Below are 19072 nucleotides of genomic sequence, written 5' to 3' on the forward strand. Positions count from 1 at the left end.
TTAACGATTAGGAGAAGCTTCATGGCGCAGCTATTCCTTTTCCTCATAGAGGTTGATAATTATTCGTTTGTAAAAATGCCATGATAGAACAAGAATTAACCAATAAAGGATAGGTGGTTAATTGAGGGCGACAGCGTGGGTAGCGTATTTCACCGACATTGTTCAGATACTTTGCCAAAAGTGAGTTTTGGCGAAGGCGTGTATTTGATTGATTCAGAAGGTCGATATTATTTAGATGGCTGCGGAGGGGCGGCGGTCTCCAACCTTGGTCACAACCATCAGCGAGTAAAGGCGGCGATTCAAGCTCAATTAGAGACTATTCCATATGCTCATACAGGGTTCTTCACCAGTGAAAGCAGTGAGAAGTTAGCGCAGCGAATCGTATCGTTAGCGCCAGGATCTTTGAAGCATGTGTACTTTGTTAGTGGTGGCTCAGAAGCGGTGGAGTCTGCGCTTAAAATGGCGCGCCAGTATTACGTTGAGCGCGGTTTGGTGTCCAAAACTCAATTTATCGCAAGGCGACAAAGTTACCATGGTAATACATTAGGGGCGCTCTCTGTCGGAGGCAATGAGTGGCGACGAGAACCGTTTCGACCTCTGCTTTCCACTGCTCACCATATCGCGCCGTGTTATGCCTATCGCGACCAATTGGCGTCAGAAACTGAAGACCAATACAGTCAGCGTAGTGCCGATGAACTTGAAGCGAAGATACTCGAACTTGGGGCGGAAAATGTGATGGCTTTTATCGCCGAACCCGTCGTAGGGGCAACGGCGGGGGCAATACCTGCGACTCAAGGCTACCTGCAGCGCGTAAGAGAGATTTGTGACCAATATGATGTATTGCTGATTTTAGATGAAGTGATGTGTGGAGTCGGCCGAACGGGGTCTTTCTTCGCATTTGAGCAAGACGAAGTAATACCCGATATTGTGACCATGGCGAAAGGCCTGGGGGCTGGGTATCAGCCCATTGGCGCCGTACTTGTTCACGAAAAAATCTATCAGGAAATGGCCAATGGTTCCGGTTTTTTCCAGCATGGTCATACCTTTATGGGACATCCAATGGCGTGTGCGGCGGCACTCGCGACAGTGGAAACCATCATAGAAGAGGACTTGCTAGCTCAGGTGGTTTCTAAAGGGGAAATGCTAAAGCAGAAGCTTTCCGAAGCTTTGGAGAATCTCGATATGATTGGCGATATTCGAGGTAGGGGATTGTTTATCGGTATTGAATTGGTTTCCGACAAACGTTCAAAAGCCCCGCTTGCTATCCAAACTCAAGCACACAAATGGATTAAATCGTTGGCGATGGAGAATGGTTTAATGTGTTACCCAATGGCTGGGACGATCGACGGTACACACGGTCACCATATTTTGCTTGCGCCTCCCTTTATTATTAGTGAGATAGAAATGGATGAACTGGTGACCAAGCTGAAAAAGACGTTACTGTTAGCAGAAGAAAAGTGGGCTCGCTTATGAGTAACCTAACAATGCCATCGCAGTCGGCTATTATCGTTGCGCCTAATGGCGCAAGAAAAACGCAGAAAGATCATCCTGCACTGCCCGTCACTCGTAGAGAGATTATCCAAGATGTTATTGCTTGCCGAGGTGCAGGTGCCGCAATGGTACATCTGCATGCTCGCAATAAAAAAGGACTTCACTCGTTAGACGTTGCAGACAACCTCCCGCTGTATAACGAACTAAAAGATGCTGTTGGAGACAGCATTATGGTGCAATTAACCACAGAAGCGGTGGGCCAATATCGACCTGAGCAACAAAGGCAATTGATCAAAGCCGTCAAACCAGAAGCGGCGTCATTTGCGTTAAGTGAATTGATTCCAAATGATGAACACTTGAGCGACTCGGCCGAGTTTTTTCATTGGGTTGCACAGCAAGGCATTATTGCTCAATACATTCTTTACAGTGCTGACGATCTCGATCGTTATTTTCGACTGATTGATCAAAAGGTCTTGCCTGATCACGACCATCACCTATTACTTGTTCTCGGACGCTATAAGCAAGGACAAGTAGCAACACCTCAAGATCTTGTGCCATTTCTTAGTTGTCGATTATTTGAACTGCGTCACCGTTGGGCTGTCTGTGCGTTTGGTCAATTTGAACACAATTGTTTGACGGCTGCTATGCTTATGGGGGCTGATGTTAGAGTTGGGTTTGAAAATAATCATTATGACAATCAAGGTGCTATTGCCACAAACAATGCATTTTTAGTGAACCAGCTTTGTAAGACGTCAGCGGCGCTTAATATAGATTTACTGAGCGCTAGTGAATTTAGAAACAGTCTTGCCATTCGCCAGTAATTAAGGAGTTTACTGGTTTCTGAACCCTACGACAGGAAAGGAATAACTATGACCAAATTAAAAACCATGTTAACCGTGTCTGCTGCATGTATTGCCATGGGAGGAGCGACTCTCGCGCAGGCGGAAGACCGATTTGTAACTATCGGAACCGGTGGCGTAACAGGGGTTTACTATCCAACGGGTGGTGCTATTTGTCGTCTTGTAAATAAAAACCGAGCCGACTTCGGTGTACGTTGCTCGGTAGAAAGTACCGGCGGTTCGATATACAACATCAATACCATTCGAGCTGGCGAATTGGATTTAGGTATCGCGCAGTCAGACTGGCAATATCACGCATATAACGGTACCAGTAAGTTCGCTGATGCTGGTCCATATAAAGATCTTAGAGCGGTATTCTCTGTTCACGCTGAACCATTCACTGTGGTGGCGCGTGCTGACTCTGGTATTGAAAGCTTCGAAGATCTTAAAGGTAAGCGAGTCAACATCGGTAACCCTGGCTCCGGTCAGCGCGGGACTATGGAAGTCTTGATGCAAGGTTACGGTTGGGACAAAGATGTGTTCAAACTGACTTCAGAGCTAAAAGCATCTGAGCAGTCTAAAGCACTGTGTGACAACAAAATCGATGCAATGATCTACACCGTAGGCCACCCAAGTGGTGCGATTAAGGAAGCGACAACGTCTTGTGATAGCCGCATTGTATCGGTAACTGGACCAGTGGTAGATAAGTTGGTTGAAGACAACAGCTTCTACCGTAAAGCGACCGTTCCGGGTGGTATGTATAACGGTAACCCAGACGATGTAATGACGTTTGGTGTGGGTGCAACATTCGTTACGTCTACTGCCGTGCCTGAAGATGTGGTTTATGCCATCGTTAAGTCTGTATTTGAAAACTTTGATGACTTCAAACGTCTTCACCCTGCTTTCGCTAACCTGAAGAAAGAAGAAATGATCAAAGATGGCTTGTCAGCACCATTGCATCCAGGTGCTGTGAAGTACTACAAAGAAGCGGGTTTGATGGACTAATAAACTCTTTTATTGCAACACTCTTAAAAGCCCAGCAATGTAATGCTGGGCTTTTTTATTAATGGTCGCGGGAGCGGTGCAACTAGCAACGAAACTGATCTTGTAGCCACTGGTTGAACAGATAGACCTGCTTGTTGTCGCGACGATGATTTGGGGTGATGGCATAATAACCGTACTGACTCACTAAACTAAGGGCGAGAGGGTTATTCAATTGCTTTGCTTCGATTAAAGGATCGACCATAAAGTCAGGAAGAAGAGCGAGCCCACAGTTTGCCTTTACAGCCTCCAAAGACATAAAGAAATGCTCAAACCCCACGCCATAAAAATTCATCGGTGTATCAGGGCAAAATTGATTTCGAAACTTCTCCCACAATTGTGGTCGAGTAATATGGGGGATAAATTGGTGAACTTCTAAATCTTGGTGACAGTGAATAGGATGATGCTCGACGAGATCTGGAGAACCGACCAAGCGCAGCGTCTCTTTATGTAGCAGAGTGGCATTTTCATAATGGGTAGCGATAGGTAAACAGCGGATTATGATGTCACTTCGCGCGTTCAAGCCTTTAGTGAGGCCATCACCTGTTTTTAGGTTGATTCGTATACAGGCATTTTGCGACCGAAAGTCTTGCAATGCGTTGATCAACCATAAGCTGGCAAATGATGGCGTGACATCCAGATTTAATACCGCTTCGTTGTTTTCAGACTGTTTGAGCCTTGCCGTGGCAGATTGAACACTTTCCAAGGCTTCGATAATACTAGGCAAATACTGCTCACCAATAGATGTAAGTCTAATCCCATCAATGTGTCTCTCAAACAGTGCTTGACCAAGTTGCTGCTCTAGTGCTGCGACTTGTTTACTGACGGCTCCTTGAGTCACACTCAGCTCCTGAGCAGCCTTTGAAAAGCTGAGGTTGTGCGCGACTGCCACGAAGGTTTTGAGCGCTTTGATAGAAGGTAAGCCTGAGCTGCTACTCATAGTGTTTTCCCGAACTCTTCTACTTGATACCTCGACGATGAATATCTGAGATGCTAATTACGCCAACACACTCATCGCGTTCATTGATAACAGGTAGTGCTGAAATGGCGTTATCAAGCATTAAGCTCAATGCATCGTAAGCTTTTACTCGCGCACTTGTTTGTCTGCCATTGGTGGTCATATGCTGTTCAATTTTGTCTGCTAGAACGGCGCCATTGGCGAGGGCTCGCCTTAAATCTCCGTCCGTGAAGACACCTACAAGCATCGTTTGACGACAAATGGCGATAAGCCCTTTACCACTCTCACATAGTACGCTGATCGCTTCCGCTAAGCTTTGTTCTGGTTGGCAAATGGCATTGTGTTCAAACTCGGAGATTACGTTGCCTACTGTCGTAAGTAGTTTCGCTCCAAGAGCACCTGCAGGGTGAGACTGTGCAAAATCAATACTATCGAATTTGCGAATTTTCATTGCCGTAATCGCTAAAGCATCACCCATGATTAATGTGTTGACTGCGCTGGATGTTGGAGCGAGTCCCAGTGGACACGCTTCGCTGTCTATGGCGATATTTACCACACAATCGCTGTTCTGCGCCAAATGAGATGAAGTGTTGCCAGTCATACCAATGATAGAAATCCCGCGCTCTTTTAATATCGGCAGCATAGTCTTAAATTCGGCAGATTCACCTGAGTTTGAAATTAAGATCACTAAGTCCCCTTTAGTGATCATCCCTAGGTCTCCGTGAAGTGCTTCCGCCGGATGAACGAAAAAGGCAGGTGAACCCGTTGAAGCCAGTGTTGCAGCCAGCTTCTTGCCAATGTGACCTGACTTGCCTATTCCAGACACAATTATCTTGCTTTGACAGTTAACGATGTGCGACACCGCTTGCGCAAAATTGTCCTCCAATCGTCCCAATAGCTTCCGAGCTTCTGCTATCTCGGCATTAATGACTTGTGTGGCGTATTCGATGACTTCTGTCTTAACGACTTGCATGGCGATGTGTCCTACGAGCTGAACGATATAGATATTGCTGCCTAGTGTTTCACACCTCCGGCAAAGAGCAAGTTGTAATTTTCATTATTTTCATTATTGGGATCTCTCTCAATCTTGGCGTCTAGTTGAAAGTCAAGATCTTCATTTCATAGAGAGGAATTCAGAACTATTGGTTGTCATTGAAATCTTATTCAAAGAAGGTGCTTTATATGACTGATTTATAAGGATATTAATGTTGTCGCATTCCATTTTGGCTCTTTTGTTTCTTTCATTATTTTTATTTTAATTTTCATTTAATTTGTGACTTTAATCAATAAATGAAAAATATGATCTTTCAAAATGAAAATAATAATGAAAAAGTAAAAAGGCAATCAGCACTTATCCTTGAAACAAAAGAGGTCAACATGGACTTTATAATTCACTCAGCGGAATGGTTTATCGGGCTATTCCAACAAGGCGGAGAGGTCTTTACCGGAATGGTAACAGGCATACTTCCTCTCTTAATTTCATTACTTGTCGCCATGAACGCATTGATACGTCTCGTTGGACAAGACAAAGTAGAAAAACTGGCACAGCGTAGTGCTGGCAACCCTGTATCTCGCTATCTGGTTCTGCCTGTTGTCGGTACCTTCATTTTCTGTAACCCAATGACGTTGAGCTTGGGTCGTTTTCTTCCTGAGAGATACAAACCTTCTTACTACGCAGCTTCTTCGTACAGTTGCCACTCCATGAATGGCCTGTTCCCTCACATTAACCCAGGTGAATTGTTTGTTTACCTTGGTATCGCTAACGGTATTACTCAGCTGGGTCTACCACTAGGACCTCTAGCTGTGAGCTATCTACTAGTCGGTATGGTAACTAACTTCTTTAGAGGTTGGGTGACTGACTTTACTACTGCAATGGTAGAGCGTCAGCAAGGTGTTCAACTAGAACGTACTGTTCACTTCCAATCATAAGAGGCCTGTGTCATGTCAAACTCACTAATTATTAATAAAGGTAATGGCGGCTGGGGTGGTCCTCTATGTTTGCCAATCGAAGAAGGCAAGAAAATTGTCTACATCACTGGTGGTACTCGACCAGATATCGTTGACCGTATTGCCGAACTGACAGGTTATGAAGCGGTAGATGGTTTCAAAACTTCAGTACCAGACGAAGAAGTTGCTGTCGCGATTATTGACTGTGGTGGGACGTTACGTTGTGGTTTATATCCGAAGAAACGTATTCCAACAGTAAACATTCACTCGACAGGGCAAAGTGGTCCTCTAGCGCAATACATCAAAGAAGATATCTACGTCTCTGGTGTGAAACCGGAAAATATTCAGCTTTCTGATGCGCAGCCAACAGTGACGCTAACTCCGGAGCCAGCAGCAAACGAGTCAGCTCGTTTTGCGACGGACAAAAAGCTGACTGAACAAAGCGATAGCCTGTTGGCACGTATCGGTATTGGTATGGGGTCGGTCATGTCGACGTTTTTCCAAGCCGGTCGTGACACGATTGATACGGTATTGAAAACCATTCTGCCATTCATGGCGTTTGTATCCATGCTTATCGGCGTAATCATGGCTTCAGGCTTCGGTGATTTGATCGCGTCAGCGCTGACACCATTAGCACAAAGTCCATTTGGTCTCGTCACTCTAGCTCTGATCTGTTCTTTCCCGCTGCTATCACCGTTCTTAGGCCCTGGTGCAGTAATCGCACAGGTTATCGGTGTGCTTGTCGGTGTACAAATCGGTGCTGGCAATATCCCTCCGCACCTAGCGTTACCAGCATTATTTGCGATTAACGCACAAGCGGCGTGTGACTTTATCCCTGTTGGTCTTGGCTTAGCAGAAGCAAAACCGCGAACTGTCGAAATTGGCGTTCCATCAGTACTTTACTCGCGATTCTTAACTGGTGCTCCAACCGTATTAGTCGCGTGGTTTGTATCAATGTTCATTTATCAATAAGTAAAACAGTCACTCCCAAAGGAATCTAAAAATGACCAAATTATACCAATCAACCATCAAGCATGTCGGTGAACTCGCAGAAGAAGCGTTGGCAGACAACATGATGATTCTATTCGGTGAAATGGCACCGGCGGATGCCGCTGAGTACTGCTTTATCCACTCTCACGATAGCTTGAAAGGCAATATTAATGTGGGCGGAACGTTACAGCTAGGTTCGAATGAATACCCTATCACTGCTGTTGGTGAGGTGGTGAATAAGAACCTTTCAGAACTCGGTCACATCACGATTCGGTTCGATAGCTTGAACGAAGCGGAATATCCAGGGTGTTTGCATGTGAGCGGCTCTGTTCCTCACTGCAACATCGGAGAAACCATCTCTTTCTCATAAGGTTAACTAGATTCCAATCGGTATTTTGGCCTCTGCAGATGCTTTGAAACACTCTCCCAAAGTGGAATGTAGAGGCCCTTTTTAAAGAATTAAATTTGTAAGAATGTCGGAGTATTTATGTGTAAAACAGCGTTAGTAGTCGGTGGTGGACAAACATTGGGTGCCTTTTTATGTGAAGGCTTAGCAGCAGATGGCTACCGCGTAGCCGTAGCAGACCTAAACGGTGATAATGCTCAGCAGATTGCTGACAAGATTAATCAAACTTATGGCGAAGGCATGGCGTTTGGTATTGCCGCTGACGCGACCGATGAGATGTCGGTTATCAATATGACCAAAAGTGTGGACGAGGTGTTTGGTAGAATCGATTTGATGGTTTACAGTGCAGGCACTGCTACCGCCGCTAAAATTGACACCTTCCCTATGGATGCATGGCAACGCTCATTAAGTGTTAACCTAACAGGTTACTTCCTGTGTGCACGTGAAGCGTCAAAAATCATGATTCGTGAAAATCGTGGTGGACGCATTATTCAAATTAACTCTAAATCAGGCAAAGTTGGATCGAAACACAATAGTGGTTATTCGGCGGCTAAATTTGGAGGCGTTGGCTTGACGCAATCTTTAGCTCTTGATTTGGCTGAGCACAAAATTACCGTGCATTCATTAATGCTAGGTAACTTGCTACAGAGCCCAATGTTTCAATCACTGAAGCCTCAATATGCGAAAAAACTGGGTGTTAGTGAAGAGGAAGTTGAGCAAATTTATATTGATAAAGTGCCGCTAAAAGCAGGCTGCGATTATCAAGATGTATTGAACGTACTGAAGTTTTACGCGAGTGAACAAGCCGCGTACTGTACAGGACAATCGATTAATATCACTGGCGGACAGGTGATGTTCTAGTTCCCCCACTAGGTGATGTCTTGTGCTCCTGATGCTACGTTAGGTAGCGATTTCAAGGGCAGAATATCTGCCCTTATTTAAACAGTTAGAGAGGTGTTTTATGGACTCAACAACTACATTAATTCTAGTGGCCATTGTGGCTTGGATTGGTCAAATTGCGTTGGGATTTTTTCAAATCCGCTCTTTCAATCGAATGGTTCAATCTATGTCACAGAAAGGGCATGTAAAGATCGGCAGAACCAAAAGTCGTTGGAAGGCGAGAACGCTCATTGTGGTTGCTGAGAATGACCAACAAACCATAGTGGATGCCAAAGTCCTAAATGGAATCTCTGTTTTTGCTAGACCTAAGACTTTGGACAAAATTGTTGGGCTAAGTTACCCATTATCCGCTGCGGTAATGAATGAACTAGCGAAAGGGACGCAAGAAGCCATCTCTGTTGCCTACGAAGGTTAATCAGGTCGCAGAATGTACCAAGAAATATAAACTTAGGTTTCTTTCTTTCACAGTGAAAGGGAAATTGTGTATAGTTTAAAAAAAATTAGTGATGGTGCATATGAACATTGAAAATAGACGTCAGAAGTTGGTGAACTATCTGAAACACGAGGGTAAGACTTCGGTAAATGATTTGGCAAACATTTTTGAAACCTCAGGAGCAACCATTCGTACGGATTTGCGGACCCTGGAAGAGGAAGGGTTGGTTGTAAGACGCTATGGTAGTGCAGAAGCCTGTGGTGCAAGTAAGACTGGTCAAGCATTACTCGAGGATCGGTCAATGGATGAGAAGCAGACCTTGAATCTCGACCTCAAATCCGCCATTGCAAAGAAAGCGTGTGAGCTTATACGTGATGGTGATTCTATAATACTCGACTGCGGTAGTACTACATTACAAATGGTTCCCCATTTGGAAGATAAACTAGCGCTCACTCTAATGACCAATAGCATGCACATTGTTAACGCCATGGCACAATTAGAGCGCGAACATACCGTGATTATTCCAGGCGGCACCTATCGTCGTATCTCTGCTTCGTTTCATGGCAAATTGGCTGAGCAAGCTTTTAGTCAGTTCACTTTTGACAAGCTATTTATCGGTGCTGATGGCTTTGATTTAAACAGTGGGACGACCACATACAATGAAGCCTATCAAGTGAGCCAAGCAATGTACGAAGCTGCCAACGAAGTGATTGTCGTTTTAGATAGCAACAAATTTGGCCGTCGTAGTCCTAATGTTGTTGTGCCTTTGGAAGACATCGATGCCGTTATCACCGATAGCAATATTTCTCCAGAACATCTAGCAGAGTTAGAATCGAACAACATCAAAGTTTATCTCGTGTAATGTCCTTCTCCCAATGATACTGTAGGAACCTCGCCTACAGTATCTCGATCCTCAAAATTATCCATTTCTTCTGCATTAACTTTTACATTAAGTGATATATTTTTTCACATAAAAAGTATATTGGTGATATCCCTCACGTTGCGAAAGTGTATTGCTTTCATTTTGATAATGATAAGAGGAACAATATAGTCCAAAGCGTAAGGAGGATAACTTTGGACTACATGATTCTAGGCGCCGAATGGTTTATTGGACTGTTTGAAAAGGGAGGCGAGGTTCTTTCTGATATGGTCACTGGCATCTTGCCGTTATTGGTCTGTCTGCTTGTCGCCATGAATGCACTCATTCGCTTTATTGGCCAACATCGGATTGAAAGGTTAGCGACAAAATGTGCAGGCAACCCAGTATCACGCTATCTGGTTTTACCTTTTATTGGGACTTTCATTTTTTGTAATCCAATGACACTCAGTCTTGGACGTTTTCTTCCTGAAAAGTATAAGCCCTCTTATTACGCGGCTGCGTCCTACAGTTGTCATTCCATGAATGGCATGTTCCCTCACGTTAATCCGGGGGAGTTGTTTATTTATTTAGGTATTGCTGCCGGAATCACTCAGCTTAATCTGCCGTTGGCCCCGCTTGCTGTCAGCTATTTGTTTGTTGGTTTAGTGACAAACTTTTTCCGAGGTTGGATCACTGATTTGACGACGAGCATCATCTGCAAACAACAAGGCAGGGCGCTATCTGACAAGGTCGAAATTTCTAAGGAGGGCTCATGAGCATGATGTTAAAAGTCTCTGCGGGAAATGGAGGCTGGGGTGGTCCACTGTTTGTGCCTATTATTGCCGGAAAGAAAATTCTCTACGTGACCGGAGGAACCAAACCTGATTTGGTCACTGCCCTAGAAAATCTAACGGGATTGGAGAGTGTCGACGGTTTTAGACAGGTGCTTGAAGATGAGGATGTTGCATTAGCGGTTGTCGACTGCGGAGGAACCTTGCGATGTGGGCTGTATCCTAAAAAAGGGATCCCGACATTAAACATCCACGCGACAGGGCAAAGTGGTCCTCTTGCTCAATTCATCAAAGCAGATATCTATGCCTCTTCGGTAACTCCTCAGTGTATCGAATTGGTTGAAGGTGAATCCAATAGCCAGGCTGAGCCGGTTAGCCAATCTGACACGCCTCGTCAATACGATACGTCTCTGAAGTTAAGCGCCCAGTCGGATGGGCTGATTGCTAAGGTCGGGGTCGGCATGGGCTCGGTTATGTCGGTTTTTTATCAAGCTGGCCGTGACACTATCGACACGGTGCTTAAAACTATTCTGCCCTTTATGGCATTTGTTTCAATGCTGATTGGCGTCATCATGGCATCGGGGATTGGTGATGTGATTGCCAACCTGCTGTCGCCGTTGGCACAGAATCCTTTGGGACTGGTGACGTTGGCATTGATCTGCTCTTTTCCGTTGCTTTCTCCATTTTTAGGCCCTGGCGCAGTGATCGCTCAAGTCATTGGTGTGTTAGTTGGGGTACAAATTGGTGCGGGCCATATTCCAGCTCATTTAGCGCTTCCAGCTCTGTTTGCGATTAACGCTCAAGCTGCGTGTGACTTTATTCCCGTGGGGCTTGGACTGGCAGAAGCTAAGCAAGAAACGGTGGAGATAGGTGTGCCGTCGGTACTTTATTCTCGCTTCCTTACGGGGGCTCCAACGGTGCTGTTTGCTTGGTTTGTTTCAATGTTCATTTATCAATAAGGGATGATGATGGGTTATCAGTTTAGAGCCAATATTGTGAGCGTTGGAGAGTTTGCACAAGAGGCGCTTCAAGATGATATGTTGATACTGTTTAATGATTCAGCGCCCGAAGATGTGGCTGATTACTGCTTTATTCATGATCAAGCAGAGTACTCGGGTGATTTGTCTACTGAAAGCACCTTATTGATTGATGATGAACCTTATGTGGTGACGTCTGTAGGCAGTGCGGCAAATACCAATCTGAAAAATCTAGGTCATATTACCATTAAGTTCGACGGAAACCTCACACCGGACCTTGCTGGTACGGTCCATGTACTTGGAAGGAAAAAACCGCAGCTGGATTCGGGTGTGTCGCTGATTTTTGGTTAGCGTGTAAAGTGGACGAAGCGTTACTTCTCAGGTGAAATTGCATAGTACCTAAGAAACATCAAATCGGCGGGAGTGGTGTCAGCGAGGTTGTGAATAGTTGCTGGTGTGAGGCCATGATCGAGTAGGGCTTCCCAACTTTGGCAAGCTTTGTTTATCTTTTCTATGTTTTGTCCTTGTTTCTGTTCGACTCCCTGTCTAATGAGGCGTATCTGTTCTCCAATCCAGTCCGCGGATAGGCTGGTTATTCCCATAGTCCTTGATGGCGAGCCGCTAGAGTTGTGGTTGGTTGTTATCATTGGCTATCTCTCGTTGCTTCATTAGATGGTCAGTGTAATGAAAGTGCTTTGGCAAATGTATGAGCCGAGCAAGGGTTGAGATATTAATGAGTTTTATAGATGTAGGAAGAGTTAGCGCGCACTTTCTGAACCGCATGGCACAAAATGGTAAGTCGCTATAAGTCGTTTGAATAGAATACCTGCATCAAACGACATTACTCGATTTTGAGTAGATTCATAAACTCAAGGAATACATTGCTCAGGATGGCCTTATTGAGGTTACAACATTGAAAAACACACTTATCAAACACGCTCTAGTTGCAACAACCGGTATTTTGGCGCTAACGGCGACCACTGCACAGGCTTTCGAGCTTGGCGCTGATACCAAACGTGGTATTACGTTCCAGTTTGACAACATTATCATTGGTGTTAACGATAACTACGTAAACGGTGGTATGGCGTTCTTGCAGAAGCCACTGTCGCAAGAGCACAATATCAGCTGGTTCGTTGAAGGTGGTGTGGGTTATAACTGGAATAGTGAACGTGTTGATGTGCATGCGCCAGTGGGGCTTCGTTGGGAGCCAGTGAAAAACCTTGATGTGGACTTATTTGCTACGCCAGAAGTGAAGTTTAAAGATGGCGTTGATGTTGGTGTGGGCGTTGACTTGGGTGTGTCCTGGAAATTCTAGGTTTCAACGAGAATACTAAACGGTGACCGTATCAAGGTCACCGTTTTTGCGTTTTAGTGAGATGAGTTAGGTAGCAAGATTAGTATCCAATAACCATTTGACCGAGAATGTAACCAGCGCAACACGCGGCAACGACGCCTATCAAACCGACACTCATAAAAGAGTGGTTGAAGTACCATTTACCGATCTTAGTAGTACCGGAAGAATCGAAATTCACGGTTGCGATATCAGATGGATAGTTTGGAATGAAGAAATATCCATAGACTGCTGGCATTAAACCAATGAGCAATGCTGGATCCAAGCCCAGTCCTAAACCCACAGGAAGCATCATTCGAGCAGTGGCTGCTTGTGAATTAACAACAACCGATACAATGAATAGGGCCAATGCAAACGTCCAAGGATAATCCGTTACCATTTCGACGATCCCTGATTTAAATTGTGGCATTGCATATTGGAAGTAAGTGTCTGACATCCAAGCGATACCAAAGATCGCAATGGCAGCGACCATTCCTGATTTGAAGACCACACCATTAGGCACATGGCGTGGATCAGTTTTGGTTGCGAGCAGAATGATACCGCCGAAGCAGAGCATCATCATTTGAATAATGACGGCCATACTGATCGGCTTTGCCGCGTCGCCAATGGTTCTCACTTCAGGAACCATTGCAATAATAACGATGACGACGATAGACAGTAAAAACAGTAGGACTGAGTTACGTGCTGATGTAGGTAGAACTTCGTCTAACGACGTCGCTGTTGTGTTCAAAATGCGCTCGCGCCATTCAGGGTCTTTTAAGCGAGTTTGATATTCAGGATCGTCCTCTAATTCCTTACCTCGTTTCATACTATAAAGTGACATCAAAAGTGTGCCGAATAAAGTAGCGGGAACGGTGACCATGAGTATGGACAGCAAGGTAATATCTGGTCGTAGATCCGATAATTGTGCGAGGTAATACACGACTGCGGCAGAAATAGGTGAAGCGGTAATGGCAATTTGCGAAGCTACCGAAGCTGCGGCCATCGGGCGTTCTGGACGAATACCGTTCTTTAACGCAACATCACCGATAATCGGCATAATGGAGTAGACTGCGTGACCAGTTCCTAGCAAGAAGGTCATACTGTAAGTCACAAAAGGTGCTATGAGCGTCACGCGTTTCGGATTCTTACGCAGCAAGCGTTCTGCTACTTGCAGCATAAACTTTAGTCCTCCGGCGGCTTCTAAGATAGATGCGCACGTCACAACCGCCAGAATGATCAACATGACCGTGACAGGAGGAGAGGTTGGCGGCATTTTAAAGATAAAGACTTCAATGGTGAGACCGATGCCCGAGACCACACCTAAGCCGATTCCCCCTTTTCTTGAGCCGATATAGAGCATCAAGAGCAGGAACATAAATTCAAAATAGAGCATTAATATTTCCTATTTACAATTTGTAACACTCTCAATATTATCCATCTAAAATATAAGGTTATTTGACGTAAAGATCACACAACGTATTGAATGAAAAATGGAAAGTTGATTTTATAAGTTCGGTCACGTTATAGAGAGAGGAAGTAAATAGGGTGTAATCTAGGTGTGTTTACTGAGTATTTGATTGGTTGCACAACTGAAAAATAAGAGGCAGTACAAGGGGGAGCGTACTGCCTCTGTGTCTATGCGCAAATGCGCCAACTAGGTGTTTAAGGCTCAAACACTATGCGAATAGAAACGGTTTTCTCTGTCAATTTATTGTTAGTGTGCATCGGACATTTGGTTATTAATTTTCTAATTGGAATTAGCATCACAGCTTTCTAATTACTTATGATAAAACAGTCAGTTACAGCCTGTCCTTGTTGGTTCTCTCCTCCCAGTATGGCGATACCCTTATCGAGAGACACACTTACCCCATACGCTTTTCCGTCAGCAAGATGCCCCACTTTGTTCCATTGAGAGTCACTTAGCTGCCAAATGGCATTACTATGGTGTTTTACAAGCCCTTGATGGCTGAATAAGTGCCCTTGTTGAAAGCGTTGTTGGCTGCCAACAAAAAAAGCGCCTCCGGCGACAGTAGGTATATTGTCGATGAGTCCCACAAAACCCCCTGCGATCCCCTCATGCTTTGGCTCATTTTGGACAATGGTATGTAGTAAGTCGCATTCAACGGATCCGTTAGCCTTAATTTGGAATCGTTTGGTTTCCAAACTTCTTAGACCCGGTTTGATCTCACCTTCAATGAGTAGAATTTGTTGATCTTTCACTATCAGCCCTGCGCCACAGTTAGGTAAATAGGGGTTATCTGCTAGCTTTGACCAACGGAGTGTCCGAGTATCAAACGTCCAGATATGCGGATTCCAACCGTAGGCCTCGATGGGTTGAGACATAAATGAGTCTAATATGAAACGCTCATCAGTAGCTGAACTGGCGTTAGAGATTTTCGCGAACAGCGAATCGAACGTTTCTTTGCAATATCCTCCAATGAAAATGAGTTGGTGGTCTGAAATCGAAGTGGCACTGGCACCGAGTAATCCTACAGGTATAGTGGTATCGAGCTTGGACCACGTTTGCGTGACTTTAGAGAAAAAATAACTATCTGTCAGCACGCGGACGTGAGGGTCTGTGTCCATTTTACCTGCGCCTGAGAAAACATAGATCCCTTTGTCTGTTGTTACGCTAGCGGCATCGTTGCGCTCGCATCCCGGAAAGGGCTGAGCGATTTGCCAACCAAGATCAAGGTTATCTATATCCAAATAATAAAAACGCTTCCCTGCGCTGCCTAGGCCAGTATAGAGGCGGCGGCCAAGCAGCCCTCCAATACCGTTTTTCATTGAGATAGGTAGGGGCGGTAAAGCGGTCAAACAGATAGTCATTTTGGGTTATTTCCTAATCTTGAATATCAACAGATTTGCCATTCCAACTCAGCAGGTACACTTTTTTGCTTGCTGAGCGATCAGCCATTTCACCGCCTGCAATCAGCACACCTTTTGGTGTGGTAAATGATGCGCCGTAGGCGGAGCCTTCAGGGAGGTTGTTTGCTTGCTGCCATAAGTTGTCTTTTAAGACATAAATCTCAGGATTGAAGGCTTTACTAAAGCCGTTATGGGCAAAAAGTTTGCCTTGTTCAAAGGCCTGTTTAGCGCCATGGAAGTTGGCACCACCTGCGACTAAAACTACGCCGTTTGACTCACCACCAAAAGCCCCCGCCACACCTTCTTGGACATTCGAAGATTGAGGTGCAGGAAGAGAGTTGAGGCTTTTCCACGGTTGAGCGGCGCCAAAGTTAAACTGTTTTACTTCTGCGGTTCTAAGCCCTGGCTTGATTTCACCGCTGACCAGCGTGGCAGTATTGCCATCGGATACCAACGCGCTGCCACAGTTCGGCAGATAAGGTGAAACAATTAGAGTATTCCATTGATTCGTTTTTGGGTCGTAGCTAACGACTTTATCGTTCCATTTGTAATCTCGAGGCGCCATGCCCATGTAGTTGTCGACAATGGATTGCCATTTGTCTGGCTGAGCTTTCTTATCGGTGGTGTTTATGTCGTAAAGATACTGATCGAAATAGGCTTTGTTGTAGCCGCCGAAGAAAACAATCTGGCTACCGTTGGGAGAATACGAAGCGGCGCCAAGCAAACCAACTGGGCTGGTGCTTTTTACTTGAGACCAGGTGTCGTTCGTGGTGTCGAACTGATAAACCGTGTCGAACAAAATAGGAGAGGTGGCATCAGCTTGCTCTTTTCCTGCGCCTCCAAAAATATAGATCTTGTCGTTAACTGCGGTTGCGGTAGCGCCATTTCTTGCGGGACCGATAAAGTCAGCTTGCTTTTGCCATCCCTTGTCAATATTAGCAAGGTCGAGTAAATAGAATGCGCTGCCAGAGGAACCAAGACCAGCATACACTTTGTCGCCTATCTGTGCACTGACGCCACTTTTGATACCTTCGGGTAAATCTGGCCATGACTCAGATGCGAGAGTGTTGCTAGTGATAATCAATGATGAAAGAGCGAGTGCAAAGAGTGAGTTCCTTGTCTTCATGATATTTCCTTATCGATAGGTGATGGCCTGTTTGGCCAAAATGTATACACATTATCGATCTTTGGAGAAAATATTCTTTGATCAAGTTAACAATAAAAATAATTTTTATCTAATCGTTATAAAGAAGGTTTTTTATGCAACAAAAAGCCCATCAAAAGATGGGCTTAAAAGTGGTAGTTTGATAGCGTCTATGACATGAGTGGTACCACAACTTCGGCGGTTTCCATGACGGAGTCACTATATTCAGGGTACTTGTCCAAAAGTGAATTTACGAGGACATCCACTAATAATAAAGCACCTACCTTGGATGCAAATGCTCCACCGGTTAAGGGACCTTCCGGTCTAGCTGCTACTAACATTTCCGTTGAAATTGCCGAGAGCGGACTGTGATTAATGTTAGTTAGTGCAACTACAGGGACATTTTTACTGAACGCCTGCTTTGCTGCATGAACTACTTCTTTGGTGGAGCCTGAACTCGATACAGAAAACCACAAGTCGCCTTGTGTAGAGCGGCTAGCATTCATAGCTGCCAAGTGAGTATCTTCGTACATAATCGCTTTCTTGCCGATTCGGATAAGTCGGTAAGCTAGGTATCTACCCACGATGCTTGATGCGCCTACACCGACACAACCAATAAAGTCGGCGGAATGTACTAAGGTACAAATCCTGTCCAGTGCCTTTCTGTCAATCAGCTTTGCGGTATCTTGGAGACTATCAACCGCACTACTTGCCGAAATATCGCAGATGTCACCATCTTTAACAGGTGCAGACTTACTGGCGTTTTGGCTCAGGTCCACTGCTAAGGCCATGCGGAAGTCGGAATAACCTTTGTAACCCATATCGCGGCAAAGACGCACTACAGTCGCTTCACTGGTTTGGGTATTTCGAGCAAGATCAGTGATGGTCTGGAACTGCACTTCATGAGCATTCTCAAGAATGTAGTCCGCGACTTGTCTTAATTTCTTACTGAGTGGTTCCATGTTGGAGCGCAAACGAACCAGTAGATTGTTCGGTGATCCCACGGTATCCCCTTAATTCTTGTACCTAGATTAAAAATATCAGACTACCTAACGCTTTAACACCAACAATTAATATATTTCGCGGCATTTCATGGAGAAATGATATACGGTTTGTCTGAAAGCTTAAAAAGGAGGCGATTGCCTCCTTTTCCTACTCGATATTTAAAAGTTGATGTCTCGCATTTTCGCTACCACATCCGCTTTTTGGGCAGCGGTCAAGGCTCGAATTGGTGAGCGCGGATCGCCCGCGTCTATACCATGAATTTCCATTGCTGCTTTACCTGCAGCGACGCCGCCATACTCCACCAGAATTCGAATGATAGCAATGACTTTATCCATGAGTGCTGTCACACGTGGTTGATCGCCTTGATTGAAGGCTTCAATAATCTCCAAATAAAGTGGTGCAGCGTAGTTGTAAGTGCTGCCCACCGCACCAACTGCGCCAACGGCAAGACCGGCAGGTAAAAACTCATCAACACCGAATGGAATATCAAATTTACCTTCAGCAACACGCATACAGCGCTGATATTCATAGAGATCTACGTGGTTAAATTTGGCACCCATAAGGTTTGGGATTTTCTGATCACCTTGGATTAGGAACTGCTCAAGATCTAAATTGACCCCTGACATTCCTGAATGATAGTAGTAGAAGCCTTTTGACGGCGCCGCGGCCGCTATTTGGGCGCAATAGTCCACTAAGTCTTCAACTGAACCGGGTTTAAAGAAGCATGGACCAATGGCAGATGTTGCCATAATGTCGAGGGTCTCTGCGTGTTTGGTTAGCTCTAAGGAATCAACAATACTCAAGGCGCCAGTATGAACAATCAGGTCTAACTGACCTTTTGATGCTGTTACCCAACGCTCAGCGATGGCTTTACGTTCTTCAACAGAGCAGTGAATACCTTCACCAGTTGTGCCACAAACGTATGCGCCTGTTACACCTTGCTCTACAAGCAGTTCTGCGATTTGGTCAATCGCAGCAAAGTTCACTCGATTACTTGCATCAAAAGGAGTGTGTGGTGCTGCGATAAGTCCTTGTAGTTTTCTCATTTTATTGGCCTTCAAATTGCTATTAATGGCAGGCCAATGCTGGC

The 19072-nt window shown here is 45.0% G+C and carries 21 protein-coding genes; 13 read left to right on the top strand and 8 right to left on the bottom strand.

The features are described from left to right. Positions 1-135: 135 nt before the first annotated feature. The 3 genes from AWH66_RS09265 to AWH66_RS09275 are packed head-to-tail and all read left to right on the top strand — an operon-like array spanning position 136 to position 3335. Positions 136-1473 (top strand): aspartate aminotransferase family protein, encoded by a 1338-nt coding sequence (locus tag AWH66_RS09265; protein WP_063604810.1) that lies wholly within the window; start codon positions 136-138, stop codon positions 1471-1473. Then, on the top strand, positions 1470-2312 hold the full coding sequence (locus AWH66_RS09270; RefSeq protein ID WP_063604811.1) for a beta-keto acid cleavage family enzyme: 843 nt from the start codon (positions 1470-1472) through the stop codon (positions 2310-2312). The genes AWH66_RS09265 and AWH66_RS09270 overlap by 4 nt, the downstream gene beginning before the upstream one ends. Before the next feature lie 48 nt (positions 2313-2360). Beyond that, positions 2361-3335 (top strand): TAXI family TRAP transporter solute-binding subunit, encoded by a 975-nt coding sequence (locus AWH66_RS09275; RefSeq protein ID WP_063604812.1) that lies wholly within the window; start codon positions 2361-2363, stop codon positions 3333-3335. Positions 3336-3417: 82 nt separating this feature from the next. On the opposite strand, the gene AWH66_RS09280 is transcribed toward AWH66_RS09275, so the two are convergent. Together AWH66_RS09280 and AWH66_RS09285 are read right to left on the bottom strand one after the other, a co-directional pair. Further along, complete coding sequence (locus AWH66_RS09280) at positions 3418-4311, bottom strand: LysR substrate-binding domain-containing protein (protein WP_063604813.1); 894 nt, start codon at positions 4309-4311, stop codon at positions 3418-3420. Between the two features lie 19 nt (positions 4312-4330). Beyond that, the gene (locus AWH66_RS09285) at positions 4331-5302 is read right to left on the bottom strand and encodes a KpsF/GutQ family sugar-phosphate isomerase (protein ID WP_063604814.1); all 972 of its coding nucleotides are present in this window, start codon (positions 5300-5302) and stop codon (positions 4331-4333) included. A 404-nt stretch (positions 5303-5706) separates the two neighbouring features. Between AWH66_RS09285 and srlA (AWH66_RS09290) the strand changes: the two genes are divergently transcribed. The 9 genes from srlA (AWH66_RS09290) (at position 5707) to AWH66_RS09330 (ending at position 11983) form a co-directional block, all read left to right on the top strand. Then, complete coding sequence (srlA, locus tag AWH66_RS09290; protein WP_038230885.1) at positions 5707-6258, top strand: PTS glucitol/sorbitol transporter subunit IIC; 552 nt, start codon at positions 5707-5709, stop codon at positions 6256-6258. Positions 6259-6270: 12 nt separating this feature from the next. Next, positions 6271-7248: a PTS glucitol/sorbitol transporter subunit IIB gene (gene srlE, locus AWH66_RS09295; protein WP_063604815.1), complete on the top strand. Its 978-nt coding sequence runs from the start codon at positions 6271-6273 to the stop codon at positions 7246-7248. A 31-nt stretch (positions 7249-7279) separates the two neighbouring features. Further along, entirely contained in the window at positions 7280-7636 is a 357-nt protein-coding gene (locus AWH66_RS09300) for a PTS glucitol/sorbitol transporter subunit IIA (RefSeq protein ID WP_006075328.1), read from the top strand. Between the two features lie 117 nt (positions 7637-7753). After that, entirely contained in the window at positions 7754-8533 is a 780-nt protein-coding gene (gene srlD / locus AWH66_RS09305) for a sorbitol-6-phosphate dehydrogenase (RefSeq protein ID WP_062458724.1), read from the top strand. Positions 8534-8633: 100 nt separating this feature from the next. Further along, positions 8634-8987: a transcriptional regulator GutM gene (locus tag AWH66_RS09310; protein WP_006075326.1), complete on the top strand. Its 354-nt coding sequence runs from the start codon at positions 8634-8636 to the stop codon at positions 8985-8987. A gap of 100 nt (positions 8988-9087) precedes the next feature. Next, positions 9088-9867 carry a glucitol operon DNA-binding transcriptional repressor SrlR gene (gene srlR / locus AWH66_RS09315; RefSeq protein WP_063605149.1) on the top strand — a complete coding sequence of 260 codons (780 nt, stop codon included), beginning with the start codon at positions 9088-9090 and terminating at the stop codon, positions 9865-9867. Positions 9868-10079: 212 nt separating this feature from the next. Further along, positions 10080-10640 (top strand): PTS glucitol/sorbitol transporter subunit IIC, encoded by a 561-nt coding sequence (gene srlA, locus AWH66_RS09320; RefSeq protein ID WP_306305461.1) that lies wholly within the window; start codon positions 10080-10082, stop codon positions 10638-10640. Then, positions 10637-11614 carry a PTS glucitol/sorbitol transporter subunit IIB gene (gene srlE, locus AWH66_RS09325; protein ID WP_063604816.1) on the top strand — a complete coding sequence of 326 codons (978 nt, stop codon included), beginning with the start codon at positions 10637-10639 and terminating at the stop codon, positions 11612-11614. Before srlA (AWH66_RS09320) ends, srlE (AWH66_RS09325) begins: the two co-directional genes overlap by 4 nt. 9 nt (positions 11615-11623) lie before the next feature. Continuing rightward, positions 11624-11983, top strand: coding sequence for a PTS glucitol/sorbitol transporter subunit IIA (locus AWH66_RS09330; protein ID WP_063604817.1), 360 nt, complete (start codon positions 11624-11626; stop codon positions 11981-11983). A gap of 20 nt (positions 11984-12003) precedes the next feature. On the opposite strand, the gene AWH66_RS09335 is transcribed toward AWH66_RS09330, so the two are convergent. Continuing rightward, on the bottom strand, positions 12004-12279 hold the full coding sequence (locus AWH66_RS09335; RefSeq protein WP_143081484.1) for a hypothetical protein: 276 nt from the start codon (positions 12277-12279) through the stop codon (positions 12004-12006). Positions 12280-12545: 266 nt separating this feature from the next. On the opposite strand from AWH66_RS09335, the gene AWH66_RS09340 reads away from it, so the two are divergent. Continuing rightward, the gene (locus AWH66_RS09340; RefSeq protein WP_006075320.1) at positions 12546-12947 is read left to right on the top strand and encodes a hypothetical protein; all 402 of its coding nucleotides are present in this window, start codon (positions 12546-12548) and stop codon (positions 12945-12947) included. Between the two features lie 79 nt (positions 12948-13026). Here AWH66_RS09340 and AWH66_RS09345 read toward each other — a convergent pair whose 3' ends face one another. The 5 genes from AWH66_RS09345 to AWH66_RS09365 form a co-directional block, all read right to left on the bottom strand. After that, complete coding sequence (locus AWH66_RS09345; RefSeq protein WP_063604819.1) at positions 13027-14358, bottom strand: anaerobic C4-dicarboxylate transporter; 1332 nt, start codon at positions 14356-14358, stop codon at positions 13027-13029. A 380-nt stretch (positions 14359-14738) separates the two neighbouring features. Next, positions 14739-15794, bottom strand: coding sequence for a YjhT family mutarotase (locus tag AWH66_RS09350; RefSeq protein ID WP_063604820.1), 1056 nt, complete (start codon positions 15792-15794; stop codon positions 14739-14741). Between the two features lie 13 nt (positions 15795-15807). Then, a complete protein-coding gene (locus AWH66_RS09355; protein ID WP_063604821.1) occupies positions 15808-16959 on the bottom strand; it encodes an N-acetylneuraminate epimerase in 1152 nt (383 codons plus the stop codon). Positions 16960-17147: 188 nt separating this feature from the next. Beyond that, complete coding sequence (locus AWH66_RS09360; protein WP_031493297.1) at positions 17148-17981, bottom strand: MurR/RpiR family transcriptional regulator; 834 nt, start codon at positions 17979-17981, stop codon at positions 17148-17150. 159 nt (positions 17982-18140) lie between these two features. Further along, positions 18141-19028 carry a dihydrodipicolinate synthase family protein gene (locus tag AWH66_RS09365; protein WP_063604822.1) on the bottom strand — a complete coding sequence of 296 codons (888 nt, stop codon included), beginning with the start codon at positions 19026-19028 and terminating at the stop codon, positions 18141-18143. Positions 19029-19072 lie beyond the last annotated feature (44 nt).

Origin of the sequence: Vibrio barjaei, assembly GCF_001639065.2 — a bacterium.
Taxonomy (GTDB): Bacteria; Pseudomonadota; Gammaproteobacteria; order Enterobacterales; family Vibrionaceae; genus Vibrio; species Vibrio barjaei.